Source organism: Ensifer sp. KUDG1, assembly GCF_050434285.1.
In the GTDB taxonomy this organism is placed as follows: Bacteria; Pseudomonadota; Alphaproteobacteria; order Rhizobiales; family Rhizobiaceae; genus Ensifer.
In genome coordinates, this window is sequence record NZ_JBNDIG010000001.1 from 383,386 (window position 1) to 409,423 (window position 26,038).

Annotated in this window: 27 protein-coding genes and 1 tRNA gene; 13 read left to right on the plus strand and 15 right to left on the minus strand. The window is 62.1% G+C overall.

All coding sequences use genetic code 11. The features are described from left to right. Window positions 1-2: 2 nt before the first annotated feature. Together M2267_RS01970 and M2267_RS01975 are read right to left on the minus strand one after the other, a co-directional pair. Complete coding sequence (locus tag M2267_RS01970; RefSeq protein WP_429112166.1) at window positions 3-524, minus strand: EF-hand domain-containing protein; 522 nt, start codon at window positions 522-524, stop codon at window positions 3-5. Window positions 525-697: 173 nt separating this feature from the next. Next, window positions 698-1,411 carry a pyrimidine 5'-nucleotidase gene (locus M2267_RS01975; RefSeq protein WP_043616820.1) on the minus strand — a complete coding sequence of 238 codons (714 nt, stop codon included), beginning with the start codon at window positions 1,409-1,411 and terminating at the stop codon, window positions 698-700. 158 nt (window positions 1,412-1,569) lie between these two features. Here M2267_RS01975 and M2267_RS01980 point away from each other — a divergent pair, with 158 nt between their 5' ends. The 5 genes from M2267_RS01980 to bchE all read left to right on the plus strand — a co-directional run bounded on the left by M2267_RS01980 (window position 1,570) and on the right by bchE (window position 6,931). Next, window positions 1,570-2,361, plus strand: a complete 792-nt coding sequence (locus tag M2267_RS01980) for a sterol desaturase family protein (protein ID WP_429112168.1) — start codon at window positions 1,570-1,572, stop codon at window positions 2,359-2,361. Between the two features lie 58 nt (window positions 2,362-2,419). Then, on the plus strand, window positions 2,420-3,334 hold the full coding sequence (locus tag M2267_RS01985) for an EamA family transporter (protein WP_429112170.1): 915 nt from the start codon (window positions 2,420-2,422) through the stop codon (window positions 3,332-3,334). A 75-nt stretch (window positions 3,335-3,409) separates the two neighbouring features. Further along, a complete protein-coding gene (locus M2267_RS01990; protein ID WP_043616829.1) occupies window positions 3,410-4,489 on the plus strand; it encodes a bifunctional transcriptional activator/DNA repair enzyme AdaA in 1,080 nt (359 codons plus the stop codon). Continuing rightward, entirely contained in the window at window positions 4,486-5,256 is a 771-nt protein-coding gene (locus M2267_RS01995; RefSeq protein ID WP_043616832.1) for an isocitrate lyase/PEP mutase family protein, read from the plus strand. The genes M2267_RS01990 and M2267_RS01995 overlap by 4 nt, the downstream gene beginning before the upstream one ends. A gap of 145 nt (window positions 5,257-5,401) precedes the next feature. Continuing rightward, entirely contained in the window at window positions 5,402-6,931 is a 1,530-nt protein-coding gene (gene bchE / locus M2267_RS02000; protein WP_429112172.1) for a magnesium-protoporphyrin IX monomethyl ester anaerobic oxidative cyclase, read from the plus strand. A 63-nt stretch (window positions 6,932-6,994) separates the two neighbouring features. Here bchE and argB read toward each other — a convergent pair whose 3' ends face one another. Further along, window positions 6,995-7,882 carry an acetylglutamate kinase gene (argB, locus tag M2267_RS02005; RefSeq protein WP_065372260.1) on the minus strand — a complete coding sequence of 296 codons (888 nt, stop codon included), beginning with the start codon at window positions 7,880-7,882 and terminating at the stop codon, window positions 6,995-6,997. A 158-nt stretch (window positions 7,883-8,040) separates the two neighbouring features. On the opposite strand from argB, the gene M2267_RS02010 reads away from it, so the two are divergent. From M2267_RS02010 to msrB, 4 genes are all read left to right on the plus strand, one after another. Further along, window positions 8,041-8,580: a sigma-70 family RNA polymerase sigma factor gene (locus tag M2267_RS02010; RefSeq protein ID WP_043616839.1), complete on the plus strand. Its 540-nt coding sequence runs from the start codon at window positions 8,041-8,043 to the stop codon at window positions 8,578-8,580. Beyond that, complete coding sequence (locus tag M2267_RS02015; protein ID WP_429112174.1) at window positions 8,577-9,296, plus strand: anti-sigma factor; 720 nt, start codon at window positions 8,577-8,579, stop codon at window positions 9,294-9,296. The genes M2267_RS02010 and M2267_RS02015 overlap by 4 nt, the downstream gene beginning before the upstream one ends. A gap of 164 nt (window positions 9,297-9,460) precedes the next feature. Further along, window positions 9,461-10,018, plus strand: coding sequence for a fasciclin domain-containing protein (locus tag M2267_RS02020; protein ID WP_429112175.1), 558 nt, complete (start codon window positions 9,461-9,463; stop codon window positions 10,016-10,018). 206 nt (window positions 10,019-10,224) lie between these two features. Next, the gene (gene msrB / locus M2267_RS02025; RefSeq protein WP_043616844.1) at window positions 10,225-10,716 is read left to right on the plus strand and encodes a peptide-methionine (R)-S-oxide reductase MsrB; all 492 of its coding nucleotides are present in this window, start codon (window positions 10,225-10,227) and stop codon (window positions 10,714-10,716) included. 14 nt (window positions 10,717-10,730) lie between these two features. Here msrB and M2267_RS02030 read toward each other — a convergent pair whose 3' ends face one another. From M2267_RS02030 to rpmH, 6 genes are all read right to left on the minus strand, one after another. Beyond that, the gene (locus M2267_RS02030) at window positions 10,731-11,267 is read right to left on the minus strand and encodes a DUF1269 domain-containing protein (RefSeq protein WP_043616846.1); all 537 of its coding nucleotides are present in this window, start codon (window positions 11,265-11,267) and stop codon (window positions 10,731-10,733) included. A 150-nt stretch (window positions 11,268-11,417) separates the two neighbouring features. After that, window positions 11,418-12,071 (minus strand): ribosome biogenesis GTP-binding protein YihA/YsxC, encoded by a 654-nt coding sequence (gene yihA, locus M2267_RS02035; RefSeq protein WP_043616883.1) that lies wholly within the window; start codon window positions 12,069-12,071, stop codon window positions 11,418-11,420. A gap of 56 nt (window positions 12,072-12,127) precedes the next feature. After that, complete coding sequence (locus tag M2267_RS02040; RefSeq protein WP_043616849.1) at window positions 12,128-13,060, minus strand: DMT family transporter; 933 nt, start codon at window positions 13,058-13,060, stop codon at window positions 12,128-12,130. Between the two features lie 158 nt (window positions 13,061-13,218). After that, complete coding sequence (gene yidC / locus M2267_RS02045) at window positions 13,219-15,006, minus strand: membrane protein insertase YidC (protein WP_082006016.1); 1,788 nt, start codon at window positions 15,004-15,006, stop codon at window positions 13,219-13,221. Beyond that, entirely contained in the window at window positions 15,006-15,404 is a 399-nt protein-coding gene (gene rnpA, locus M2267_RS02050; RefSeq protein ID WP_034797300.1) for a ribonuclease P protein component, read from the minus strand. The genes yidC and rnpA overlap by 1 nt, the downstream gene beginning before the upstream one ends. A gap of 20 nt (window positions 15,405-15,424) precedes the next feature. Next, the gene (gene rpmH, locus M2267_RS02055; protein WP_077962533.1) at window positions 15,425-15,559 is read right to left on the minus strand and encodes a 50S ribosomal protein L34; all 135 of its coding nucleotides are present in this window, start codon (window positions 15,557-15,559) and stop codon (window positions 15,425-15,427) included. Between the two features lie 397 nt (window positions 15,560-15,956). On the opposite strand from rpmH, the gene M2267_RS02060 reads away from it, so the two are divergent. Together M2267_RS02060 and M2267_RS02065 are read left to right on the plus strand one after the other, a co-directional pair. Next, on the plus strand, window positions 15,957-17,960 hold the full coding sequence (locus tag M2267_RS02060; protein ID WP_043616854.1) for a methyl-accepting chemotaxis protein: 2,004 nt from the start codon (window positions 15,957-15,959) through the stop codon (window positions 17,958-17,960). Window positions 17,961-18,402: 442 nt separating this feature from the next. Beyond that, window positions 18,403-19,884, plus strand: a complete 1,482-nt coding sequence (locus tag M2267_RS02065; RefSeq protein WP_429112177.1) for an ATP-binding protein — start codon at window positions 18,403-18,405, stop codon at window positions 19,882-19,884. A 61-nt stretch (window positions 19,885-19,945) separates the two neighbouring features. Here the strand turns inward: M2267_RS02065 and M2267_RS02070 are convergent, their stop codons facing one another. Then, a complete protein-coding gene (locus M2267_RS02070; RefSeq protein ID WP_429112179.1) occupies window positions 19,946-20,191 on the minus strand; it encodes a hypothetical protein in 246 nt (81 codons plus the stop codon). A 24-nt stretch (window positions 20,192-20,215) separates the two neighbouring features. Here M2267_RS02070 and M2267_RS02075 point away from each other — a divergent pair. Together M2267_RS02075 and M2267_RS02080 are read left to right on the plus strand one after the other, a co-directional pair. Further along, a tRNA-Arg gene (locus M2267_RS02075) sits at window positions 20,216-20,292 on the plus strand. A 282-nt stretch (window positions 20,293-20,574) separates the two neighbouring features. Continuing rightward, window positions 20,575-21,444: a DUF6625 family protein gene (locus tag M2267_RS02080; protein WP_429112180.1), complete on the plus strand. Its 870-nt coding sequence runs from the start codon at window positions 20,575-20,577 to the stop codon at window positions 21,442-21,444. Between the two features lie 244 nt (window positions 21,445-21,688). Here M2267_RS02080 and M2267_RS02085 read toward each other — a convergent pair whose 3' ends face one another. The 5 genes from M2267_RS02085 to M2267_RS02105 form a co-directional block, all read right to left on the minus strand. Beyond that, window positions 21,689-22,372, minus strand: coding sequence for a hypothetical protein (locus tag M2267_RS02085; protein ID WP_429112182.1), 684 nt, complete (start codon window positions 22,370-22,372; stop codon window positions 21,689-21,691). A gap of 203 nt (window positions 22,373-22,575) precedes the next feature. Beyond that, a complete protein-coding gene (locus M2267_RS02090) occupies window positions 22,576-22,953 on the minus strand; it encodes a MerR family transcriptional regulator (RefSeq protein ID WP_429112184.1) in 378 nt (125 codons plus the stop codon). 528 nt (window positions 22,954-23,481) lie between these two features. Continuing rightward, entirely contained in the window at window positions 23,482-23,913 is a 432-nt protein-coding gene (locus M2267_RS02095) for a DUF1810 domain-containing protein (RefSeq protein ID WP_429112186.1), read from the minus strand. Between the two features lie 40 nt (window positions 23,914-23,953). Next, window positions 23,954-24,940 carry an aldo/keto reductase gene (locus M2267_RS02100; RefSeq protein ID WP_429112188.1) on the minus strand — a complete coding sequence of 329 codons (987 nt, stop codon included), beginning with the start codon at window positions 24,938-24,940 and terminating at the stop codon, window positions 23,954-23,956. Window positions 24,941-25,116: 176 nt separating this feature from the next. Continuing rightward, window positions 25,117-25,701, minus strand: a complete 585-nt coding sequence (locus tag M2267_RS02105; protein WP_429112189.1) for an IMPACT family protein — start codon at window positions 25,699-25,701, stop codon at window positions 25,117-25,119. Window positions 25,702-26,038 lie beyond the last annotated feature (337 nt).

A 26,038-nucleotide genomic window follows, 5' to 3' on the forward strand; every position in this document is an offset into this window, starting at 1 on the left:
CGTCAGATCTTTTTGGTGAAGTCGGCCGCGTCTATGACGCCGTCGCTATTCTTGTCGCGCCGCTTGAACATCGTCTCGGCGGCACTTGAAACTTCGCTGGCGCTCAAGGAGCCGTTGCCGTCGGTATCGACGCGCTTGAAGGCCTTCGGGCGCAGCCCCGGCAACATCGCCGGGCGGGCTTCCTTCAACTTGGCAAGGGCGGTCTCGCGCTCCGTGCCGGTCTTGCCCTTGGCATCTTTCCAGGCCTGGCGTGCCTCGCGGAAAGCTTCGCGCTTGACCTTCATTTCCTCGGTGCTGATCTGCCCGTCGCCATTGGTGTCGAAGGTTTTGAAGTTGTCGGAGATCCGCGCCTGGAACTCGGTGAGCGAAACCTTCTGGTCCTTGTTGGTGTCGAGCCGCTGAATCATGCGCTGGCCGCGCTGCTCGGGCGTCATCTTATCGCGGGCGGCAAAGGAGGGAGAGGCCATTCCGGTGACGGCGACGGAGAGTGCAGCCACGCCGAGGATCAGGGTCTTGTTCGGCATCATGCGTCCTTTCGATCGGTTGTTTCTGATCGCAAGGATAGACGCAGGTGCAGCCGACGCCAGTTAAACTTTGGTAATTTAAGTCATTGGCCGAAAAGGGGTTTTTCGGCGGCGAAATTGTGTCGGGGCGGGCGGGACACCGTCTCTGCGGCGTCCCGCCCGTATCCGTTTTTCTAGAGATCCGTGAGGAGACGGCGCAGGAAGCCCGTGAGGTCTTCCGTCACGTAGTCGATCTGCTCGTCGGTGTCGTTCGACTTTTCCCAGGATTCCGCAAAGGTGTACTCGAGGTTCTGCGGCACCAGCAGCACAGTCTTCATGCCCAGCGCCTTCGGCACCAGCAGATTGCGCGGCAGGTCCTCGAACATGACGGCATTGCGGGTATCGACCCGGTGCAGGCTCATGAACTTGTCATAGGTCTCGCCGGCGGGCTTCGGCACGAAATCGGCCGCGACGATGTCGAAGATGTCGTCGAAATGGTCGAGGATGCCGAGTGCCCGGGCCGTCATCTGCGCATGGGCGACACTGCCATTGGTGAAGATGAACTTGCGGCCTGGAAGCGACTTGATGGCCTCGCCGAGCGCCGGGTCGGCGGGAACGATCGAATAGTCGATCGCGTGCGCCTGCTCGAGGAACTCGTTCGGATCGATGCCGTGATGGACCATCAGGCCTTTGAGCGTCGTGCCGTGGTCGCGGTAGTAATCTTTCTGCAGCTTCTTGGCGTCGGCCGGCTCCAGCGACAAAAGCTTCGCCACATAGGCCGTCATGTTGCGGTCGATCTGCGCAAACAGGTTGACGTGATGCGGATAGAGCGTGTTGTCGAGGTCGAAAACCCAGTCGGTGACATGGGCAAATTCGGAGCGGGTCGGCAGGCGGTCGAGCTTTTTCATGACCGCCTTATGACACGGCCAACCGTGGCGGCAAACGGGAAAATAGCGATGCGGGGTTCGTGGGCGTAATGCTGGCGCATAGATTAGCGCTTTGAATTGGCGGTTGTGCGTGGCATCTTCCGGCTCGCGCGGTTTTTGGCTCGGGGACACGGATGCCAATGTCGGACGAAGTATTTTATCTGCTCTTTCTGTTCGGATTTTACGCGTTCACGGTCGTTACCTATTTCGCGCTCGGCTACGGCATCACATGGCTCAACGAGCGCAATCCCGAGCGAAAGATCCAGAAGGGACGCGGTTCCGACAAGCGCCGCAAGGCCGAGATCCGCCAGAGCCTCAAATCGATGTTCAGCGCCTGCCTGCCACTGACGATCGGTCTTTACGCCCAGCAGAAGGGCTGGGCGCCGGCGCCCTGGAGCCTCACCTGGTGGAACGCCTTGCCGCTCTTCGTGCTCAGCATGATCCTCTACGATGCCTGGTTCTATTTCATGCACCGGCTGCTGCACACCAAGTGGCTCTATCCGCTGCATGCCCTGCATCATAAAAGCGTCGCACCAACAATCTGGAGCACCTATTCGGAAGACGTCGTCGACAACTTCCTGCTTCAGAGCTTTTCGGCCGTCGTCGTTTTCGTCGTGCCGTTTCCGCCGCTGGTGCTCATCGCCCATCGGCTCTTCGAACATTTCAACGGCATGATCGGCCATTGCGGCTTCGAATATTTTGCCGCTTCGACTGCGCGCTACCCGTCCCCGCTGTTGTGCACGACGTTCCATGATCAGCACCATTCGGGCTTCCGGTACAATTACGCCAACTACTTCTCCTTCTGGGACCGGGTACTCGGGACGCTCGCGCCCAACTATGATCAGCGTGTGAAGACCTTCGAGGACGAAGCGCCCCGGATCACGATCAGCGAGGGCGCGGACCTCGCACAGGCGCCGGAACGGGCAGAGTAGCAGCCGGTCCGTTAGGTGGTCCTTGGCAACGAGCCGGCCTGCATGCTAGCTCGAAACGATGGAAACCTGGGTCCTCATCACCATCGCCGCGGCCTTCCTTCAGAACGTCCGCTCCGCAATGCAGAAACACTTGAAAGGCGTCATGGGCACGACGGGCGCGACCTTCGTGCGCTTCGGCTTCGGCCTGCCGTTCGCCTTCCTCTATCTCATTGTGCTCTGGCAGGTGGTGGGCCGTCCGCTGCCGGTGCCGAATGGCACATTCTTCCTCTGGGCGGTGATCGGGGGGCTTGCGCAGATTGCCGCGACCTTCCTGCTCGTCCATCTCTTCTCATTCCGCAACTTCGCCGTCGGCACCGCCTATTCGCGCACCGAGCCGGCGCAGGCGGCCCTTTTCGGCCTGATCTTCCTCGGCGAAAAGGCGAGCCAGGGCACGCTTGTGGCGATCGCCATCTCGGTCGTCGGCGTGATGCTGATTTCGGTGGCGCGCACGACCCTGAGCGCGCGCACGCTGGTGACCTCCGTATTCTCGCGCACGGCCGGCATCGGCTTGCTATCCGGCACCTTCTTCGGTCTTTCGGCCGTCGCCTACCGTTCGGCGTCGCTGGCACTGGCGCCGAGCCTGCCGGCACCCGACTACATGATGCAGGCAAGCTTCACGCTCGGCTTCGTCATCCTCCTGCAGACCGTCGTCATGTTGATCTGGATCGTGCTGCGTGAACGCGAAGAGCTGCCGCGCATCGCGGCTGCCTGGAAACCGGCCTTTGTCGTCGGTTTCGTCGGGGCGTCTGCGTCGTTCGGCTGGTTCATGGCGATGACCCTGCAGCAGGCGGCCGTCGTCAAGGTCGTGGCCCAGGTGGAAATGCTCTTCACCTTCGCCTCGTCCTTCTTCATCTTCCGGGAATGGATCAACCGGCTGGAGCTTTTGGGTTGCCTGCTGATCGTGCTTGGCGTCGTGATGCTCGTGCTCATCTGAAGACGGGCGCCGGTCTGAGAAATAGACGCCCGAAAACCGGCGTCGCCCACCCCCGGGGCGTGCTAGAACGGCAGCATGTTGTTCGATCTCCCCTCCGATGACACGCTCTACGATGCACTGATTGCGCGCAGCAGCGACTACGAAGGTTCCGCCTTCGTCTGCGTCAAGACAACAGGCGTCTTCTGCCGCCTGTCCTGCCCCGCCCGCAAGCCGAAGCGGGAGAATACGATCTTCGTCGGCTCGATCGGAACCTGCCTGGAGACGGGCTTCCGCCCCTGCCAGCGGTGCCGGCCGCTTGCCACCTTCGGCGCCAAGGACCCGCTCGTCCAGGAGCTTCTGCAGGCGCTGGAAGCGGCGCCCGAACGGCGCTGGAGTGAGGACGATCTCGTTCGCCGCGGGCTCGATCCGTCGACCGTCCGGCGCGCCTTCAAGCGCGCACTCGGCATCACCTTCCTCGATCTCGCGCGGCATCGCCGCCTGGGGCTTGCCGCCCGCCAGCTCGCCGACGGCGGGCGGGTGATCGACGCCCAGCTCGAGGCCGGCTATCAGTCGCCGAGCGGTTTTCGCGCAGCCTTCCAGCGCCTGCTCGGAGATGCGCCGGCGGCAGCCCAGGGGAGGGCGCTGCTCACGTCCGACTGGATCGAAACGCCGATCGGGCCGATGGTCGCGGTTGCCGATGCGACGCACCTCCATCTGCTGGAGTTCCATGAGCGCAAGGCGCTGCCGACGGAACTGGAGGCGCTGAAGCGCGCGACGCGCTCGGCCATCGTTCCCGGCCGGACGACGCCGATCGACCAGATCGAAGGCGAGTTGAAGAGCTACTTCGCCGGCGAGGCGAGCGGATTTCAAACCCCGCTTGCGCCTGGGGGGACGCCCTTCGAGCGCAGCGTCTGGGCGAAGCTCGTGAAGATTCCCGCCGGCGGAACGCGTTCCTATGGTGACATTGCCCGCGAGGTCGCTACCATCCAGTCCGCTCGTGCAGTCGCCAAGGCCAACGGTTCCAACCGGATCGCCATCGTCATTCCGTGCCACCGTTGCCTCGGCGCGGATGGTTCGTTGACCGGCTACGGTGGTGGGCTCTGGCGCAAGCAGTGGCTGCTTCGGCACGAGGCGAAGATGAAACCTGTCAGCCTGTTGGTGGAGGAAACGCAATGAACCAGAAGGAAAAGGCGCTCGCCTTTGCCGCCCTGCATAAAAAGGGCGAGCCGGTGGTGCTCTACAACATCTGGGACGCCGGCAGTGCCAAGGCGGTGGCCGAAGCCGGGGCCAAGGCGCTTGCGACCGGAAGCTGGTCGGTGGCCGCCGCCCACGGCTTCGGCGACGGCGAGAAGGTGCCGCTGGCATGGCTTGCCGATATCGCGCGCCTGATCGTGGCTTCGACCGACCTGCCCGTCAGCATCGATTTCGAGGGCGCCTATTCCGACGACCCGGCGACCGGTGCCGCCAATGTCTCGCGCATCCTCGACGTCGGCGCCATCGGCATCAATTTCGAGGACCAGATCGTCGGCAAGGGTGGCGTACACCCGGTCGAAAAGCAGGCGACGCGCATCCGCGCCATCCGCGAGATGGCCGACCGGCGCGGCATCCCTCTGTTCATCAATGCCCGCACCGATCTCTTCCTGCAAGAAAGTGACGAGAGCCGGCATGCCGGCCTCGTCGACGAGGCGATTGCCCGCGGCAGGGCCTATGCCGAAGCCGGCGCCAGCGGCTTCTTCGTGCCGTGGCTGGTGGACGAGGCGCTGATCGCCAAGGTCTGCGCCGCGTCGATCCTGCCCGTCAACATCATGATGCGCCCGGCCGCACCCGACCTGAAAGCGCTCGCCCGCGCCGGCGTTTCGCGCGTCAGCTATGGTCCGGGGCCCTATCGCGTGATGATGGAGAAGCTGAAGGCGGCTGCGTCGGAAATCTACGCTCCGCGCTGACGTGAGGGCCGGCTGGTCGCGCGGCGCAAGCTGCGCGATTTCACCCTGAAAGCGTACGTTTTTGGCCGCAGCCTGGAGCTGTTATTTCCGCAATCTTCAGCTTTATGGTGTCTCTGGCAATTCTTTGCGACCCGAGAGGCACCGTATGAAGATTGTTCTGCTCAATCCGCCGCATACGGCCATCGGTAGCCGTATTCCCGATGACCATCTTCCGCCCCTCGGCCTGCTCGCCGTTGGCGGGCCGCTCCTTGATGACGGCCATGCCGTGCGGCTCATCGATTGCGAATTCGGCCCTTTGGGCTTCGAGGAGATTGTCGCACGCGTGCTCGACGACTGCCCGGATCTTCTGCTGATCGGACATTCGGGGTCGACGTCGGCCCACCCGACGGCCAGGCGTATTGCCAGCGATGTCAGAATGGCCGCACCGTCCGTGCGGGTGATCTATGGCGGTGTGTTCCCGACCTATCATTGGCGCGAGGTTCTAAGCGAGAGCGGCGCCTTCGATTTCATCGTCAGGGGAGAGGGCGAGGAGACAGTGCGACGGCTCGTGCGCGCCCTGTCATCCTTAGAACCCTTGAGCGAGGTTCTGGGCATCGCCTATCGCGATGATGGCGGCAGGGCTCTCGCCACCCATCCGGCGGAGGCGATCGCCAATCTCGATGCCTACCGCATCGGCTGGGAGCTGATCGAGCATAGGCGTTACAGCTATTGGGGCGGAAAGCGCGCTGTCGTGCTGCAGTTTTCGAGAGGGTGCCCGCATTTGTGCAACTATTGCGGCCAGCGCGGTTTCTGGACGCGATGGCGGTACCGGGATCCGGTCGCGTTCGCTAAGGAGATCGCCCGCCTTCACCGCGAAGAGGGCGTGGAACTGATCAATCTCGCCGACGAAAACCCGACCTCGTCGCGCAAGGCCTGGCTCGCCTTCCTGAACGCCATGATCGCCGAGAACGTACCGGTGCAGATCGTCGGTTCGACGCGGGCGGACGATATTGTACGCGATGCCGACATATTGCCCCTGTATCGCAAGGCGGGTGTCGTGCGTTGGCTGCTCGGAATGGAAAACACTGACGACGCCACGTTGAAGCTCATCAAAAAGGGCGGGACGACCACGAGCGACCGACAGGCAATCGCGCTCCTGCGCCAGCACGATATTCTCTCGATGGCCACCTGGGTGGTTGGCTTCGAGGAGGAGCGCCTGGGCGACCTTTGGCGCGGCTTCAAGCAGCTCCTGTCCTATGATCCGGACCAGATCCAGGCGCTCTACGTCACGCCCCATCGGTGGACCCCCTTCTTTGGTCTTGCCAGAGATCGCACCGTCATCGAGCCGGACGTCCGCAAATGGGACTATAAGCATCAGGTACTGAAGATGAAGCACCTTCATCCAGCCGTGCTCTTCCTGAGCGTCAAGTTGATCGAGGTTGCGATCCAGGCGCGGCCGAAGGCCCTCGCACGCGTTCTCCTGCACCGCGATCCGCAGCAGCGCCATTCGATGCGGTGGTACACTCGCATGGGACGCAGGGTCTGGTTTCACGAGCTCTATGAATTCGTCTTCCGCCGCCGCCATTTCGACTCCGGCCCGACGCTTCAGGTGTTCTGGGGCGCGCCGCAGGAGACCGAGGAAGAATCGATGCTGCCGCCGCGCCGGCGCCGTCCGGCAGACAGCGCGGCCGCATAAAAAATCCGGAAGCCGTGCGGGACGGCTTCCGGATCCTCGTCATGTCATTGCCGATCGGCTTGATCAGGGCACGATCAGCGTGCCGGCGCCGCGCTCGGTGAAGATTTCGAGCAGCACCGAATGGGCGGTCTTGCCGTTGAGGATGACGACGCCCTGGACGCCCGCCTTGATCGCGTCGATGCAGGTCTCGACCTTCGGGATCATGCCGCCGGAGATCGTGCCGTCGGCGATCAGTGCGCGCGCCTGGGAAACCGAGAGTTCCTTGATCAGGTTGCCCTGCTTGTCGAGCACGCCTGGAACGTCCGTCAGGAACAGCAGGCGCGTGGCGTTGAGCGCGCCGGCAATCGCGCCGGCAAAGGTATCGGCGTTGATGTTGTAGGTGTGGCCGTCACGGCCCGGCGCCACCGGCGCGATCACCGGGATCATTTCCGAGCGGGCAAGCAGGTCGATCAGCGTGCGGTCGACTTCGACCACTTCGCCGACGAAGCCGAGATCGAGCACGCGCTCGATGTTGCTGTCCGGATCCTTGATGGTCTTGCGCGCCTTTTCGGCGAAGACCATGTTGCCGTCCTTGCCGCAAAGGCCGATCGCCCATTCGCCCGTCTGGTTGATGAGCGCGACGATCTCCTTGTTGATCGAGCCGGCCAGCACCATCTCGACGATCTCGACAGTCTTTTCGTCGGTGACGCGCAGGCCGCCTTCGAACTTCGATTCGATGCCCATCTTCGTCAGCATCGCGCCGATCTGCGGGCCGCCGCCATGCACGACGATCGGGTTGACGCCCGACTGTTTCAGAAGCGCGATGTCGCTGGCAAAAGCGCGGCCGAGCTCGCTGTTGCCCATGGCGTGGCCGCCATATTTGACGACGATCGTCTTGTTTTCGTAGCGCTGCATGTAGGGCAGGGCCTGGGTGAGCAGGCGTGCCTGGATTTCACTTTCATTGGCGGACATGGCGGACCCTCGAAAAATACCGGCTGCTGTTTAGCGCAAGTTCCGGACCGAGGGAATGATCGGCGAACAAGATAAAGCCGGAATGACGGAACGGCTGGCACATTGTGATCGGCGCCCTATCTCACGTTTCGTGAACGAGGCTTTGGGGCGCGCACTGGATGATGGACGAGGACATAGCCGGGCTGCTCGGCCGCATTTCGCTCGGCGACCGCGATGCCTTTTCCGAACTCTATCGCCAGACCAGCCCGAAACTCTTCGGCATCTGCTTGCGTATCCTTGCAAACAGGAGCGAAGCGGAAGAAGCCCTGCAGGAAATCTACGTCAAGATCTGGCAGCACGCCGGGCGTTTCGCGCAAGGACAGGCGCCGGCGGCGTCCTGGCTGGCGGCGATCGCGCGCAATCAGGCGATCGATCTCATCCGGGCGCGCAAACCAGCCGCCAACGTGATTGACGAAGCCTACGATTTGGCTGATCCTGCTGCCGATCCGGAAAAATCGGCAGTGGTGAAAGCGGAGGGCAGGCGGATCGACGCCTGCATGGAGGAGCTTGAAGAAGACCGCGCGGAAGCGGTGCGGCGCGCCTATGTCGAGGGCCTGAGCTACCAGGAACTGGCTGACGTCTTCGCGGTGCCGCTGAACACGATGCGGACTTGGTTGAGGCGCAGCCTCCTGAAGTTGCGAGAGTGTATGGAGCGATGACGACACCAACCCCAGAGGGCCGGGACTTTCGCCGCGACGAGGTGATTGCGGGCGAGTATGTGCTCGGCGTGTTGTCTGCCGACGATCGCCGCAAGGTCGAAGCCCGGCTTGCCTCCGATCGCAACTTCGCCGCCATGGTCGACCGCTGGCAGAGCAACCTATCCTCCTTCGATGAAGCCTATGATCCGGTGGTGCCTCCACCCAGGACTTTCGCCGCGATCGAGCGGCAGCTGTTCGATACGTTACGGCCGGAACCTGTGCGGTCTCGCGGGCTGTGGTATTCGCTGGCGCTCTGGCGTGGGCTGGCGCTGGCCTCGCTCGCCGCGCTGATGGTGATGGGCGCCTCCATGGCCGGCCTGTTCGAAACGCCGTCGACCGGTGCTTCGCTCGTTGCCGAGCTTACGGGCAAAGGTGCCGCCATCGATCTCGTCGCCCGCTTCGACCGGGCATCGGGCCGCCTGCAGGTAACGCCGGTGGCCGCCAGCCAGGCGGAACAGAAATCCCTCGAACTCTGGCTGATCAACGGCAACAATCCGGCGATTTCGCTCGGTGTTTTGCCGCAGACCGGGGAAGGCGAAATCGCCGTGCCGTCGACGTTCCGCTCGAGGATCTCCGCCGGTTCGGTTCTTGCCGTCAGCGTCGAGCCGCTCGGCGGTTCGCCAACCGGCGCGGCCACCGGACCGATCATTGCGCTCGGCAAGGCGCGAAACCTCTGATCGCATCAGCCTGACAAATACCCTTATTTATCAGTCGGCTAACTTTCCCGCGAATTCCTGAAACTCTTTCTGTCGTCCTTCCGTTGCTTGTCCTGTTCCCCGCAGGGAACGGCAGCTTCGGCGGGCGGCGCTATGCCGCCTCCCTCAACAGGAAGGAAGAGAAGATGTTCACGTCTGCCATCCGCTTGGTCGCAACAGCGTCCGTCCTCGCAGCAAGTGCATTCGTCGCCCACGCCGAAAATCCGATGGTCGGCGGTGCGCCGATGTATGCAGAGAAAAACATTGTCGAAAACGCGGTCAATTCCAAGGATCACACGACGCTGGTCGCCGCCGTCAAGGCCGCCGGCCTGGTGAAGACGCTGGAGGGCAAGGGGCCATTCACGGTGTTTGCGCCGACGAATGCCGCCTTTGACGCACTGCCGGCCGGTACCGTCGATACGCTGCTGAAGCCGGAAAACAAGGACAAGCTCGCCAAGGTTCTGACCTGCCATGTGGTTGCCGCCGAGGCGATGTCGGCGACGATTGCCGAGATGATCAAGAAGGACGGCGGCGAGCATGACGTCAAGACGGTCGGGGGCTGTGTGCTGAAAGCCAGGGAAGATGGCGGCAAGCTGATGCTGACCGACGAAACCGGCGGTACCGCGACGGTAACGATCGCCGACGTCAAGCAGTCGAACGGCGTCATCCACGTGATCGACAAGGTTCTCCTGCCGAAAAGCTGACCCTCTGTTGCGCCGGGCCGCTGCCGGCGGCCTGGCGCATCTGTCGTACGGGATGGCTTTTCGCCGCGTCACGACGCTTTGAACGGCATTGTTTTGCAGTGCCTCCGTCCGGGCGATATCGTCGATCTCGACATCCGACAAATCGACAACTTACAGCGCACCGCACGAATGACCGTGACGCGCTTTAGGATAGGTAGGAGGTTTTCATGATCAGCCGGCGCGTCTTCCTGATGGCAGGCACGGCATTGGCCGCAGCATTTGCGTTTCGCGGCCTCACGCCGCTGGCATGGGCTGCGGGAACGGAGACCTTCGAAGTCGTCAAATCCGATGCCGAATGGCGGGCGACGCTCACCGACGACCAGTACCGGATCCTGCGGCACGAGGATACGGAGCGTCCCTTTACCAGTGCGCTCAACCACGAAAAGCGCAAGGGCACCTTCCAATGCGCCGGCTGCGCGCTGCCGCTCTATTCGTCGGAGGCGAAATATGACAGCGGCACGGGCTGGCCAAGCTTCTGGCAATCGCTCCCCAATGCCGTGGCGACACGGGAAGACAATTCGCTGCTCATGACCCGGACGGAATGCCATTGCCGCCGTTGCGGCGGCCACCTCGGTCACGTCTTCGACGACGGCCCGCCACCGACCGGCAAGCGCCATTGCATCAATGGCCTGGCGCTTGCCTTCGCGCTGTCTCGATAAGCCAGCCCGGACGATTAGGCTCCGGCAGGCGGCGTAGCCGGTGCTGCGCCGGAGAGGGCTGCCTGCAGCTTCTGCTCCTGTTCGGGCGAAAGCGACGTCTTCAACACGCGGCCGCGCAGGTCGGGGAATTCGGCGAGAACCTTTTCCGGCTGGACCTTGCGCACCAGGATGAACAGAGCGGAGGAATTGTTCGGGATGGTGTTGCCGAGCGACTTGATGAATTCGTCGTCGATGCCGTAGTCGCTGAGCGACCCCGAGAGAGCGCCGGCACCGGCGCCAAGCGCGCCGCCGATTGCAAAGCCAGCCAGCGGATTGAGGAACAGAAGGCCGACCAGGCCGCCCCAGAGTGAGCCGGAGAGCAGGCCCGAGGTGGCGCCGACGGCCGTCAGGTTGAGGCTCTGCTTGAGGTGGACCTTGCCTTCGGTGTCGCGCACGACGACCACCGCATCCTCGAGGTCGATCAGATATTCCTTCTTCAGCCCGGCGAGCCGGACCAGAACTCTGTCAGCCTCCTCGGGGGAATCGAACCCGACAACGATCAAATCGGACATGTCTCACTCCTATCTCTGGCCGCGCCACCGTTCTGGGCGCAACGCAGAGATAGAGCGGATTGCATGTCGGGGTAGTGACAGAGATCAAAGACAGAGAATTGGCAGAGGTTGTCGAGGCCGCGCCGCCCCGGGTTTGTCCCGCGGGTTCCGCTAGTGGGCAATCGCCGTGGCGATCGCGGCCCGCAGTTCCTCGAGACCTTCCCCCTTTTCCGAAGAGGTCGAAAGGACCTCGGGATAGGCCGCCGGATGCTTCTTGATCTTTTCGAGCGTCTCGGCGACCAGCCGCGGCACGCCGGCGGCCTTGATCTTGTCGGTCTTGGTCAACACGAGCTGGTAGGAGACCGCTGCCTTGTCGAGCAGGTCGAGCACCTCGTCGTCGTTCTTCTTGATGCCGTGACGGCTGTCGATCAGCACGTAGACGCGCTTCAGCGTCGAGCGGCCGCGCAGATAGTCGAAGACGAGTTTCGTCCAGGCATCGACCTGGTCCTTGGGCGCCTGGGCATAGCCGTAGCCGGGCATGTCGACCAGCGCCATCGGCGGCAGGTCGTCGGCCTCGCCGGAAAAACCATCCGGCACGAAGTAGTTGAGTTCCTGCGTGCGGCCAGGGGTATTGGAGGTTCTCGCCAGGCCCTTGTGGCCGACCAGCGCGTTGATCAACGACGATTTGCCGACGTTCGAGCGACCGGCAAAGGCAATCTCGGCCGGTCCTTCCGGTGGCAGGAATTTCATGGCGGGGACGCCGCGAATGAAAATCCACGGCCGGCCGAACAACGGCTTGTCGTCTTTGGGTCTGGTATCGGCCATCGGTGGTCGGTCCTTCATCGAGAAAGTCCTTGGCTTCAAGGTTTTGGCCGTGGATGTCAAGGCGTCGGCGTGCGGACCGGCCGTGTGGGGATGGTTTGCGTCCGCCGGAATTCGTTGAGCAGGTAGGCAAGCAACGCCAGAAGAATGAAGGTGCCGCCGACGATCGTCCGGCTGCTCGGTACCTCGCCATGGATGATCGCGACCCAGAGCGGCCCGAGCACGGTTTCCGCCGTCCCCAGCAGTGCGGCCAGCGCCGAGGGGACCAGCCGGGCGCCGGTGACGAAGAGCGCCATTCCAAGCCCGAGGTTGAAGGCGCCGAAGACGAAGAGCAGCGCGAGTTCGCCTCCGGTCACCGCCAGGCCCGACGACTGACTGGCGGCAATGCCGCTTGCGGCAAAGCAGCCGAAGCAGGTGGCGGGCGTCATGCGCACATGCGGGTAGCGGCGGGTAATGACGGTCGCCAGTGCAAAGACGACGGGGATCAAGAGCGCCAGCGCGTCGCCGACCGGTGACATCGTTCCCGTCAGGCTTTCCGACACCATGATCCCGACGCCGAAGATGACGGCGGTGATCGCACCCCAGGTGAAGCGGGAGACCCGTTCGCGAAACAATACCCAGCTCATCAGCGCTGCAAACAGCGGCACACCGGCGCCGAGCAGAACGACATTAGCGATCGTCGTGTAGGAGATCGCAATGATGAAGGACGTCGAAGCGATGGTGAAACAGAGCCCGACCGCGATGCCCGGCCAGCCCATGCCCTTGAACAGCGCCACCGTGCCGCGCGGTCCGTCGCGCACCAGCATGAAGGCGAGCAGGAACAGGCCGGCGAACAGGCAGCGCCAGAAGACGATCGTCCAGCTGTCGGAAATGTGCAGGAACCGCGCAATGGCGCCGCCGAAGCTCCAGAAGAAGGCCGAGCCGAAGACGAGCAGGGCGCCAAGCTTCTCGTTGGCGGCAAACGGGGTGGAAGTGGCCGACGGGTCGGTCATGGCAAGTTGTCCTGGAGCAGCAGCGCGCTGATTTCAATAACGCCAGATGCCCGGACCGCACGCCCGCGTCAACGCCATCCGCGTGTCGCGCCGCGGCGTGGAAACAAAAAAGCCCCGGACCGAAGTCCGGGGCTCTGCGATTGTGGTGTCGGCCGGCGTCATTCCGCCGGTTTGGGTTTCTTCGAGAACAGGCCCTTCAGATTGTCGAAGAGCTCGATCTTCACGCCCTGGCGCTTCATGATGATCGACTGCTGCAGCACCGAAAGCGTGTTGTTCCAGGCCCAGTAGATCACCAGACCGGCCGGGAAGGAGGCCAGCATGAAGGTGAAGACCACGGGCATCCAGGTGAACAGCATCGCCTGGGTCGGATCCGGCGGCGTCGGGTTCATGCGCATCTGCACGAACATGGTGACGCCCATGATGATCGGCCAGACACCGAGGTGCAGGAAGGCTGGACCGTCGAACGGCAGGAGGCCGAAGAGGTTGACGATCGTTGTCGGATCCGGTGCCGAGAGATCGCGGATCCAGCCAAAGAACGGTGCGTGGCGCATTTCGATGGTGATGTAGATCACCTTGTAGAGCGCGAAGAACACTGGGATCTGGATCAGGATCGGCCAGCAGCCGGCCAGCGGATTGATCTTCTCGTCCTTGTAAAGCTGCATCATCGCCTGCTGCAGCCCCATGCGGTCGTCGCCGAACTTCTTCTTCAGTTCCTCCATCTTCGGCTGAACCTTCTTCATGTTCGCCATCGAAGCGTACTGCTTGTTGGCGAGCGGGAAGAAGATGGCCTTGACCACGATGGTGGTGATCAGGATGGCGATGCCGAAGTTGCCGAACAGACGGAAGAAGAAATCCATCATTTTGAACATCGGCTTGGTGATGAAGTAGAACCAGCCCCAGTCGATCAGCTTGTCGAAGTTGGGGATCGAGTAGGCCACTTCATAGTTGTCGACGACAGGAACTTCCTTGGCGCCGGCAAAGACGAGGTTCTTGATTTCCGAGGACTGGCCAGGCGCGACCGTGATCGCGTCGCTCTTGTAGTCGCTCTGGTAGCGGGCGCGACCGTCGGTAAAGTGCGTGAAGCGCGTGTCGTAGGGGGTTGCCTGCGGCGGAACGATGGCCGCTGCCCAGTACTTGTCGGTGATGCCGAGCCAGCCACCGGTCGCCTTGCCCGGCTCGACCGACTTTTCGTCTTCGATCTTGCCGTACTTCAGTTCCTGCAGGCCGTGTTCGCCAAGCACGCCGATGAAGCCTTCATGCAGCACGTAGACGCTCGGCGTCGTCGGCTTGTTGAAGCGGGTCACGCGGCCGTAGGAGGAAAGGCTGAGGGGCTCGGCTGCACCGTTCTTGATGCTGTCGACCACCTGGAACATGTAATGTTCGTCAACCGAGATGGTGCGGTTGAACGTGACGCCCTTCTCGTTGGTGAAGGTCAGCGTCACCGGGGTTGCCGAGGTCAGCTTGTCGCCGCCCGAAAGCGTCCAGACGGTCTGCGGGCCGGGCACGGTGCCGGTCGCGTCGCTGCCGACATAGCCGATTTCGGCGAAGTAGCCGTCAGCAGTTTCAGCCGGGCTGAAAAGGGTGATGACCGGGCTCTTCGGATCGACCGTCTCGCGGTACTCCTTGAGCTTCAGGTCGTCGAAGCGGGCGCCGGTCAGGTTGATGGAGCCGGAAAGCGCCGGCGTGTCGATCGCAACGCGGGCCGACTTGGCAATGGCCTGGTCGCGGTTTTCACCGGCGCCCGGGATTGCGCCGCCGCCCGGCAGGGCCTGGCCTGGCGTCTGCTGTGCCGGCGTTGCCGACTGCGACTGTGCCTGCTGGGCCTGCAGCGCTTCCGCAGCGATGCGTTCCTTTTCAATCTTAGGATTGACGTAAAGGAACTGCCAGGCAATGAGGATCAGCACGGACAGGCCAATCGCCACGAAATAGTTGCGGTTTTTTTCCATCATAGTTTCCTGGAACCGGCCGGCGGCCGCTTCTGTTTCGGCTTGTTTTCGATGCGCTCGTGAAGGCCCCGGGTCAAGGCGTCGAAGGGAGCATTCAGGAGTTCGCGTCGGGCGACAATCACATAGTCGTGTCCGGGTTTCATTGCAAACCCGGCGGAAAGCCGCACCGCCTCTTTCAGGCGTCGGCGCATCCGGTTTCGCTCGACGGCATTGCCGTGTTTCTTGGTCACGGTGAAGCCGACGCGGGCTTCGCCTTCCGGATCGTTGCGGTCGAGCACTTCGAGGAGAAACAGGGGGCCTCTGCGGCCTTCTCCAGCCCGAACGGCCAAAAACTGCGGACGGCTTTTCAGCCGCCCGACAGTCGTTTTGTCTTTATCTGACGTCATGTGCCCGGACACTGGTTTCGGGCAGTTTCGGCTTAAGCCGAAAGACGCTTGCGGCCACGAGCCCGGCGGGCTGCGAGGACCTTCTGGCCACCCTTGGTAGCCATACGCGAACGGAAGCCGTGGCGACGCTTGCGGACAAGCTTGGACGGTTGGTAAGTACGCTTCATTTATTTAATACCGCGGTGTGCGGCCCTTCTTGGGTTTGCGTGTAGCAAGGAGCGTTTACGTTATCGGACATGGCTCCGCCATTTCGGGCAGGAGGGCTTGACCGGACGTGGGCGGCTTATAAGGGGAATTTTCCCGGAAAGTCAATTGCGGGCGGCGATTCAGTGGCGACAGCGCCGCAAAAAGCGCCGGCGCACCCGCCAATGGCGATCCGTCGGACCGCGAAAAGGAAGGTCAACTAGCCGAGATTGGTAAAGGGAGCCCTAACTGGATCTCCCCAGAATGCCGGTCGAGGCCGACGAGCTTTATTAACCACGCCTATTTTAGGGTCTTCCCGGTGCATATGGGGCGGCGGCATGTCCGATAATCGGACGCTCTCGTCACTCCGTGGAGGTCGGGATGAAAATACGCGGAAAGATCAATCTAATCGTCGGCATCATGAGCATGCTGGCGGTCGCTGTGACCGGCATGTCGCTGGTGGCGGTCAACAAATACAACGAAAAATTCCATCAGTACGAGAACGTTGCGGAGCGCGCCTTCAATGCCGAGCGCCTCAACCGCCTGGTGACCGCGGTGGTGATGGAATCGCGTGGCATTTATGCCGCCCCGACCCTTGAGAAGGCAAAGCCCTTCGCCGAAGGCATTCGCAAGAATCTCGACAAGATCGATACGCTGCTCGCCGAGTGGCGCCTGCTGATCCCGGCTGAAACCATGGCCTCCTTCGACACGCTGGTCGCGCGCGCCGCGGAGTTCAAGGCTTTCCGCGTCGAGACCGCCCGTCTTGGCGAGGAAGTTTCGCCGCAGGCTGCCAACGAACAGGGCAATACTGACGCCAATCGCGCCAACCGCAAGGCGTTCCAGGAGCAGATCGACGGCGTCGTCGACATCAACCTGAAGACGCTTGAAGTCGTGACGGCTGACGTTGCTGTCTTTGAGCGCGGCGTGATCATCACGATTCTTGCTATCGCTGGCCTTGGCCTCATCGCCGGCATAGGCGCGGCATTCTATATCGCCACCAACCATCTGAGCCGTCCGATCCTCGAGTTGACCGGCAAGATGAAGCAACTGGCTGGCGGCGATCTCGCCGCAGACGTGCCCTTCGTGGGCCGCACGGACGAGATCGGCGAAATGGCCGAAGCCGTGCAGGTCTTCAAGCAGAACGGCCTGGCCGTGCGCGACCTCAATGCGCAGGAAGCGGTGTTGCGTGAAAAGAGCGCCGACCTGCAGTCGAGCATCGGTGTCGTCGTTGCGGCCGCCGCCGCCGGCGATTTCACCAAGCGCATCGGCAAGGACTACGAGAACGACGATCTCAACCGCTTTGCTGGCAGCGTCAACGAGCTGGTCGGCAGCGTCGATGCCGGTATCGCCGAAACCCGCCGGGTCATTGCGAGCCTTGCGGCCGGCGACCTGACCCAGAGCATGAACGGCCACTACCAAGGCGCCTTCGCCGAGCTGCAGAAGAACGTCAACGAGACCCTCTCCACGCTGCAAAAGACGCTGCGCGAGGTCCGTGTGACCACCGACTCGATCAACGGCAATTCGTCCGAGCTGCGTTCGGCCGCCGACGATCTGTCGAAGCGGACGGAACAGCAGGCCGCCGCCCTTGAGGAAACGTCTGCAGCGCTCGACCAGATCACGGTCGCCGTCAAGAGTTCCACCGAGCGGGCGCAGGAAGCGACCGTCATGGTCAACGAGGCCAAGCACAGCGCCGCGCAGTCGGCAGCCGTCGTGCGCAACGCCGTCGACGCCATGGGCCGGATCGAGCAGGCCTCGAGCGAAATCGGCCAGATCACCAACGTGATCGACGAAATCGCCTTCCAGACCAACCTCCTGGCGCTGAACGCCGGCGTCGAGGCAGCCCGTGCCGGTGATGCCGGCAAGGGCTTCGCTGTCGTCGCGCAGGAAGTGCGCGAGCTCGCCCAGCGCGCCGCAAGTGCCGCCAAGGATATCAAATCGCTGATCTCCAAGTCCGGCAGCGAAGTGGCAACCGGCGTCCGCCTGGTACAGGAGACCGGTTCGGCGCTCGGCGAGATCGAGGAACGGGTCCTGAAAATCAACGACCACATCCACTCGATCGCGACCGCCGCGCGTGAACAGTCGACGGGCCTCAGCGAAGTCAGCACGGCTGTCAACCAGATGGACCAGGTGACCCAGCAGAACGCTGCCATGGTGGAAGAGGCGAATGCCGCAACCCACAAGCTCTCCGGCGAAGCCAACAATCTCGCCAGCCTGATCGCCTACTTCAAGGTCGACAATGTTGCCGCGCGGCCGATCGCCGTCGCCCGCGAGACGGCCCAGCCGGTCGCATCGCCGGCGCGGCGCATGATGGGCAACGTCGCCCGCGCCTTTGGCGGCGGCGGCGCCGCTGCGGCGGCCGCCAAGGACGATTGGGAAGAGTTCTGATCGGCGGCTTGCCTCGCCAGGTGATTGGAGCCCGCGGTGCCACAAGGTGCCGCGGGCTTTCTGTCTTTGGGGCAATCAAGGCTTGCCCCTGATCATGGGCAGGGCTGCCGTCGCCGCCCGCAAGGGCGCCACGTGAACTGTTCCCTGGGTGACTTACATCGATGCCAATTCTGTGCAGGTAGGTCGAGCCGAGGCGGCGGTGTGCCGAGATTTGCTTCGGCGATGCAAGGGGAGAAAGATGAGCGGGATGCGATCCTTGGTCATGATCGACGGCACGAGACGGAGAGATGGCCGCGCCTATGCCGCACCCTCTAAAGTCCGTCAGCGATTGGAAAAACGGCCGCCATCTCCTATTATGCGCTTCAGGCGCGATGCCCCATGGCCCGGATGTTCATACGGGGTCCCAGGCGTTTTGGTTGACGGGCAGGAAAGTTTTTAAGGCATGGCGGAAGAAACACGTCCGGCGAAGGCAGGCGAGGCATTGAAAACCAGTGCCGGGTTCTTCCGCGGTCTATCCGGCAAGCTGCTGCTGTTGACCATCGTTTTCGTCATGCTGGCCGAAGTGCTGATTTTCGCTCCGTCCGTTGCCACCATGCGCATCCGCTGGCTCGAGGACCGGCTGAATACGGCAGCGGCCGCAGCCGTCGTCGTTGACGGCCTGCAGAATGTCGAGCTGCCGCGCAGCGTCCAGAAGGACACGCTGATGGCGACCGGCACCAAGGCGATCGTCATTCGGCGCAAGGACGCCTCGCGCATGATCGCGCTCACCGACATGCCGCTCGAGATCCAGGGCGAATACGACGTCGCCAATTCCACCGCCGTCGCCGCCATCCGCGATGCCTTCGACACGCTGCTTTTCGGCGGCGATCGCGTGATCCGCGTCTATGGTCCGCTTGGCGAAAGCGATGCGACGATCGAGCTGCTGATGAAGGATGCGAGCCTGCGCAAGGCGATGCTCGTCTACTCGCGCAATGTCTTTGTGCTCTCCCTGATCATTTCGCTGATCACCGCGGCGCTGATCTTCCTCGCCATCAACCGCATGCTGATCGCGCCGATCCGGCGGATGACGGCGAACATGCAGGACTTTTCCAACGACCCGGCCGATCCCGCCCGCGTGCTCGTGCCGCCGCAGGGTCACGACGAACTCGCCGTCGCCGGCCAGCATCTCGCCAGCATGCAGCGCGAACTGCAAAAGACGCTGAAACAGCAGAAGAGCCTGGCCGAACTCGGGCTCGCGGTGTCGAAGATCAACCACGACATGCGCAACATTCTGTCCTCTGCGCAGCTGATTTCCGACCGGCTGGCCGATGTGGACGATCCTGTCGTCAAGCGCTTCGCGCCGACCCTGTTGCGCACCATCGACCGCGCCGTCGGCTACACCCGCGAAGTCCTGTCCTACGGTCGCACCACCGAGGCTGAGCCGCATCGGCGCTTCGTCGCGCTGAAGCCGCTGGTCTCCGATGTCGCCGAACTGCTGGCGATCGATCCGCAAGCCGGCATCGATTTCCAAATCCAGATGCAGGACGACCTCGAAGTCGACGCCGACAGCGAGCAGCTCTTCCGGGTGGTGCACAATATCTGCCGCAACGCTGTGCAGGCGCTGACCAATCACGAGCCCGAAGACGGGCGCCCACGCGCCGTTGCCGTCTCCGCCATGCGCATCGGCAGTGTCGTCACCATTTCCGTGGACGACACCGGCCCCGGCATGCCGCCCAAGGCGCGAGAAAACCTGTTTGCCGCTTTCCGCGGCTCGGCGCGCTCAGGCGGCACCGGACTTGGCCTCGCGATCGCGCGCGAGCTTGTGCTTGCCCATGGCGGCACCATCGCCCTCGTCGAAAAGCCGACGCCCGGCACGCTGTTCCGCATCGAACTGCCCGACCGCCCGGTGCCGCTCGACGCCTTCCGTTCGAAGTTCCGCCATTAGTTCGGCGTCGTTGGGCGACGAAAGGTGGGGCCCGAGGTCGCGTCGTTTTCAATGATTCCATTCACAAATGGGCTGCGCGCGTTCCGCAATAGGGCTGATTGTGCGAAGCGAAAGCGGCAAATGCGGGTCCCTCGAAAAAATTCGCGGCCAGGCTCGCAGGCCACGATGCCTTGCTTTCCAGCGGGTTCAGCACCGGCACGGTTTCGTCCTTCCACAGCAAAGCGGAATTGCCGTCGTAAAAATGAATTTTTTTGCGGAACGGCGCTTGCAATCCCCGAAAGGACCCTTTAGAGAACCGCTCACGCAAGCGGTTTGACCGCGGCAGACAAACGCACCCGTAGCTCAGCTGGATAGAGCACCAGACTACGAATCTGGGGGTCAGGAGTTCGAATCTCTTCGGGTGCGCCATTCTTTTCAATAACTTACTAGAATTTGCGCGCGGTAGTCTGACGACGCCTTTTCGATCGTTTTTTGCCCTGTTCCGCAGTGGTCCGATGAGCGGTGCGCAATTTTGCAGCTTGGCGGTTTTTCTCCAGGCTTTGCTGCCGTCCGCGCGCTGACGTCGGAAGATCTTGATGTGCTGTGGATGAAAAAGGCGCGGCAATATTCAATAATATTTCGATGCTTTAACGTGGATTTTATCCAAGAATACAATAAGCCATCGCTTATTAAGATCGAGTGCGCATTTGCATGAAACGATTGCTGCTTATTTCGCCATGGTTCGGGGCGTGGCCTGAATGGATAAATTTCTTTATCGAGTCCTGTAAGCATAATCGTGAAATTGACTGGTTGATACCAACTGATCAAGCTGAGCCTGAAAACAAAGCGCCAAATGTAAAGTTTGTTCACTATTCGTTTGATGATTATAAAGAAAAGATCTCCAGCGAAGTTGGCGTCGATCTTCACAATCTAACGCCATATAAGTTGTGTGATTTGAAGCCATTTTTAGGGTTGATATTCTCAAGGCAGTTGGAAGGCTACAAGTCTTTTGGGTATTGCGACAATGATATTATTTTTGGAAATTTGCGGGCGATATACACTGACGATATTCTTGACAGGTATGAAGCGATTTCATCGCATTCAGACAGAATGGCCGGTCATCTGTCGGTTTTTCGAAATACGCCCAAAATGCAGACAATCGCCAAACGCATTCCAAATTGGCGTGAGCGCATAGCGGCCGTCGAACACTTCGGTTTGGACGAAGGTGCTTTGACAACGATGATGGTGCCGCGCCGCAAGCATGTCATCAAAAGGCTGTTGGCGCCGAAGTCGCTCCTGGTTGAGCGCTATACGACACCTGGCGGTGGCGAGCGTCTTTGGCCGGATGGTTTGCAGAGCCCTGACGCATGGACCTGGAAGAACGGACAGCTCTCGAATGAGCGGTTCTCGTCCGGCATATTGTATCTTCACTTCATGTTTTGGCATTCAAGCCGCTGGCGACGTCCGCACACGGGGGCGGCTCCGTGGTTGAGTCTGGATAAGATTGTCCAGTGTGACTGGCGGGAAGCTGCGCAGAAGGGGTTTTCCATCTCGCCTGATGGAATTCGCTTGTTGGTCTGAGCGTGGTGCGGCTGACGTTCCCGGCATGATGGCCCTTCCTGCGGCGCCTAGACCTCTCGGTCGGGCCGCGCGTCGCGATCTTGCGTTTCGCGACGCGCTCCTCCTGTCCTTCGAGTGCCGTCCTCTATAGCGCCAGGCGGCGCAGGCTTGCGGCTGGTGAAACGCCGTTATGGTTCTTCACGAGGATGTAAGACGGCATAAGGCGGTCCGACGGGGGAGCGTTGCTGTTAGTCCGGCAGACCGCTCAGGACTGGCCTACGCTGTAGCCCTTCTCGACGAGCCAGGCATCGTGAAGCCACTTTTCCGTTCCGCGGTGGCCGGGAAAACTGATCCAGTGAATGTCGCGCTCGAAGACCATGACCTTTCGGTCCGGGCCGACGATGACCCACATCCAGAGGCCGTCGGCCTCGTTGCGCATCTTGACCTTCATGCCCGTGAGGGTCAGGTCTTCGCTGCGGCCGTTGCGGGCAACCCGCAGGGGTTCGTCATGCGGGTCGATCCAGCTGATCCTCGTTCCCGGTAGAAGGTCTGGTGCTGCTTGGCGCAGGAAATCCATGGCGATTGCCTGCGCGTCCTCGCGGGTTGGCAGCGGGCGGCCGACCAGATCCAGGTCGATCCGGGCAAAGCCCTTGAGGCGGCCATCGTCGGCGATGACGGTGCTGAAATGCTCGCCGCCGAGCGTTGCATTGCGTCCGTCGGCGCGCGCGTAGCGGACGAGTTCCGCAGCTTCACCATCGACGACGGCGGCACGGCGGCCCGCCTCGCGGTAGCCGGCGGGCATCAAGGCGCCGATGGTGGCGGCTGCGGGCCGAGCGCTGTCGCTTGCAGCGGGCCTCACTCCCGTCTCTGCGAAGGCCATGTTTGCGGTTGCCGTGCCGGCGACAAGGCCGAGGGCGGCGAGGACCGCGAGAGGGCGTCTATGCGGCATGTCCAGAGCTCCTTTTGTCTGGTTGGGGGGCGGAAGGTGGTCATGAAACCGATCGCGGATCGCCAAGGGGGCACTTGAGAAGCGGATGCTGCCGACAACGGAACCGGAGTGCCGGCAGGGAGCTGGCGGGGCACGTGGATCTATGAGCGAAACTTGACGTCAAGTGTAGATTGAACATATGCCGCGTCCCGTTCGTGTCGCGTTCACTTTTGCCGCGCCTCGGCGATCAGCCCGTGCATGCGGGTGATGTTGTTTTCGAGGTCCCGTTTGAATGTCGAGAGTTCGTCGAGTTGGGCATTCGTCTTGTCGAGCTGTGCCTGAAGTATTTCCAGCACGCGCTCCTTGCCCCGGATGCCGCTGGCATCCTCGAAATAGAGGTCGATGACAGCGGCGATCTCGTCGAGGCTGAGACCGAGACGCTTCAGCGCGGCGATCTTTTCCAGCCGTTTCGCGGCGGTGTCGTCATAGTAGCGGTAACCGGCCCCTTCGCGCTCGGCCGGCTTCACCAGGCCCAGCCGCTCGTAATAATGGATCGTGCGGTGGCTGACGCCGGCCCGTTCCGACAATTCCCCAATCTGCATGAGCGACGACAATCCGACACCTATCTAAACCTGACGTTGGGTGTAGATTTAAGAAGCGATCTGCCGTTCGTCAATGGTGGTAGTGCCGCTTGTTTCGAAGGAGCGGGCAGTGCGCCGCATCCGGTGGGGCTTCGGGCGCCGGGTCAGTTCCGGCGTCGCCGCCCTTCGAAAGGATTAGGAGACAATAATATATGTTAGTATATAATGATTTACGTTTCTCGTGAGCGGTGTTGCGGTGGCGAATGGGCCGGGTTGCTACGATTGAGACCCCGATCACGAAAGCGCTGGTGGGTTCACGATCTTTTGACGCCGAAGTGTGAAAATCGGTCCCGCGGCTTCCTATATGAAGGAGGAAGGGGCCGCTCGAAGAAAGGAGGTGCCGATGTATCGCTATATGATGAAAGAACTGCTGGTGATTGTTGCTGGCCTTTCGGTTTGTGCCTTCATGATCCTGTTCTTCCTGATCAATTCGACACCCAACCTCTGAGGGTCGCCGAAGCGCGCTTCCTGAGCGCTTGAACGCCGGCATCAACGCCGCTGCGCCAGGATTTCCATAGTGCGCCGATCCTTCTCTCCCGCGAAATAGCGCGCAAGCGCCACTCCGAACGGTCCCCGGTCTTTCTCGACCTCGGCAAACAGCGTCATCGATGACCGGAACTTCATGTCATCGGGGCTGGAGAAAATGTCGTGGGCCGAGCTGCCCGCAACCGCATTGGCGCGCTCGGTGCATTCTCGCAGCCTCGGGCCGAGCACCGGGTGGACGAGATAGGCCGACGCTTCGTCGAGCCCGGAGATCCCATAGCGCTGTGCCATCGGCGAATGGCCAAGGCCGGCGAGCTGCGGGAAGACAAACCACATCCAGTGGGTTCGCTTTTGGCCATGCCCGAGTTCATCGAGGACCGCGGCATAGACGCGGTCCTGAGCGTCGACAAACCGTTGCAGGTCGAAGGGGTCGGTCATCGCTGCACCTCCCTTGGCCGCCCCGTCGGCGCGGCGTCAGTTACCAGCGGTGATGAACATGAACCTTCACCAGCCGCTCGTAAACCGTTGCAATCGCCGCCTTCGTGTCGTCGTCGATGGCGGCAAGCGCGCTGGCGGCCGCGTTGGATTGTGCCTGCGCCTCGTTGCGGGCGCCCGGGATCACCACGGAGACCGCCTGCTGCTCAAGGATCCAGCGCAGCGCAAACTGCGCCATCGGCACGCCCTGAGGCGTGAGCGGGCGAAGCTGCTCGACGGCTTCCAGCGCCGCTTCGAACGGCACGCCGGCAAAGGTCTCGCCGACATCGAAGGCTTCGCCATGGCGGTTGAAGTTGCGGTGGTCGTCTGCGGCAAAGGCGGTTTCGCGGTTGATCTTGCCCGAAAGCAGACCGGAGGCGAGCGGCACGCGCACGATGACGCCGACATTCTTCTTCTGTGCTTCCGCGAAGAACAGCTCGTGCGGGCGCTGGCGGAAGATGTTGTAGATGATCTGCACGGTCGCAACGCCGGGATATTCGATCGCCTTCAGCGCTTCCTCGACCTTTTCGACCGAGACGCCGTAGTGGCGGATCTTGCCCTTGGCGACGAGCCGGTCGAGCGCGCCGAACAGTTCCGGCCGGTAATAGACTTCGGTCGGCGGGCAATGGAGTTGTACCAGATCGAGCGTCTCGACGCCGAGATTGGTTAGGCTGCGGTCGATGAAGGCTTCGATGTTCTCGCCCGTATAGCCTTCGGTCACATGCGGGCTCAGCCGGCGGCCGGCCTTGGTCGCGACGAAGGGCTTGTCGCCACCGCGTTCCTTCAACACCGCTGCAATGATCTTTTCGGAGCGGCCGTCGCCATAAACGTCGGCGGTGTCGACGAAGGTGACGCCGGCATCGAGCGCAGCATTGAGCGCTCGCTTGCCGTCCGCCTCGCTGACATCGCCCCAGGAGCCGCCAATTTGCCAGGCGCCGAAGCCGATCTCGGATATGGTTGCGCCGGTCTTGCCAAGAACTCTCGTCTTCATCGTGCTGTCTCCTGTTGTGCGTCGCGGATCATACGCTGGCTGGGGCGCTTCTAGTATGACTGTTCGGATCGAGTAAATTAGCATGAGATGTGATGCAGAGATCCGCGCACATCTTTTGGCGGTGACCCGTTCGTTCCGATCGGTGCGGCGTCGCGGAGTTTCTCGGACCCAAGAGGCTAGTCGTCCAGCGAAACCACGGCCTTGCCGCGGCTGAGGTCGACGACCATGGCGAGGATCGCTTCTGCCTCGTCCTTGCGCAGCTCGACGGTCAGTACGGGCCCCTTGTCGGTGAAGCTTTCGTTATTGATCGCCACATCGCGCGCGAGAAGCCGCGCCTTGATCAGCGCCATGTCGGAAAAGTCGAGGGCGACGGTGGCGCGCACGATCTCGATCATCTCGATCTTTTCTGCTGCCCTGAGGCAGAGAGCCGCCGTGCCGCCATAGGCGCGCACCAGGCCGCCGCTGCCGAGCAGGATACCGCCGAACCAGCGGGTGATCACGACGGCGACGCGGTCGAGCTCCTGGCCGTCTATGGCCGCAAGGATCGGCTTGCCGGCCGTACCGCTCGGCTCGCCATCGTCACTGAAACGATAGGCCTGGCCGATGCGCCATGCCCAGCAATTGTGGTTGGCGGTGGGATCGGAATGGGAGGCGAGGAAGTCTTTCGCAGCCTGTTCGTCGGCAATGGGCGCGGCAAAGGCCAGAAAGCGGCTTTTCTTGACGTCCTGGTTTGCAGTTTCAATGCGCTTGAGGGTGAACATGGCTGCTTCCGTTTCTTGAGAAGCTGATAACGGATTGTTGGGGGCGCCGCCACAATGGTTTGGATTAGCGCCGGGTCTGGGGCGGCGCTGTAATTGAGGCCGCGTGGCTCCCACCGTCATTCCTGTGCTTGTCACAGGAATCCAGTCACGGCGCGTCTGCGCCGTGGGAAGACTCATTTTTGTTGAGACATTCTTTCGCGCCGCCGACGCGGCGCGGCTGGATCCCTGTGACGGGGCACAGGGATGAGGTGGTGTGGACGTGGTTGCCTCCCCCCGCACCGACGGTGGGGGGAGGAGAAGTTCCAGTGCGCCCTCTTGAGTAGGGAAGGCGTGCGTC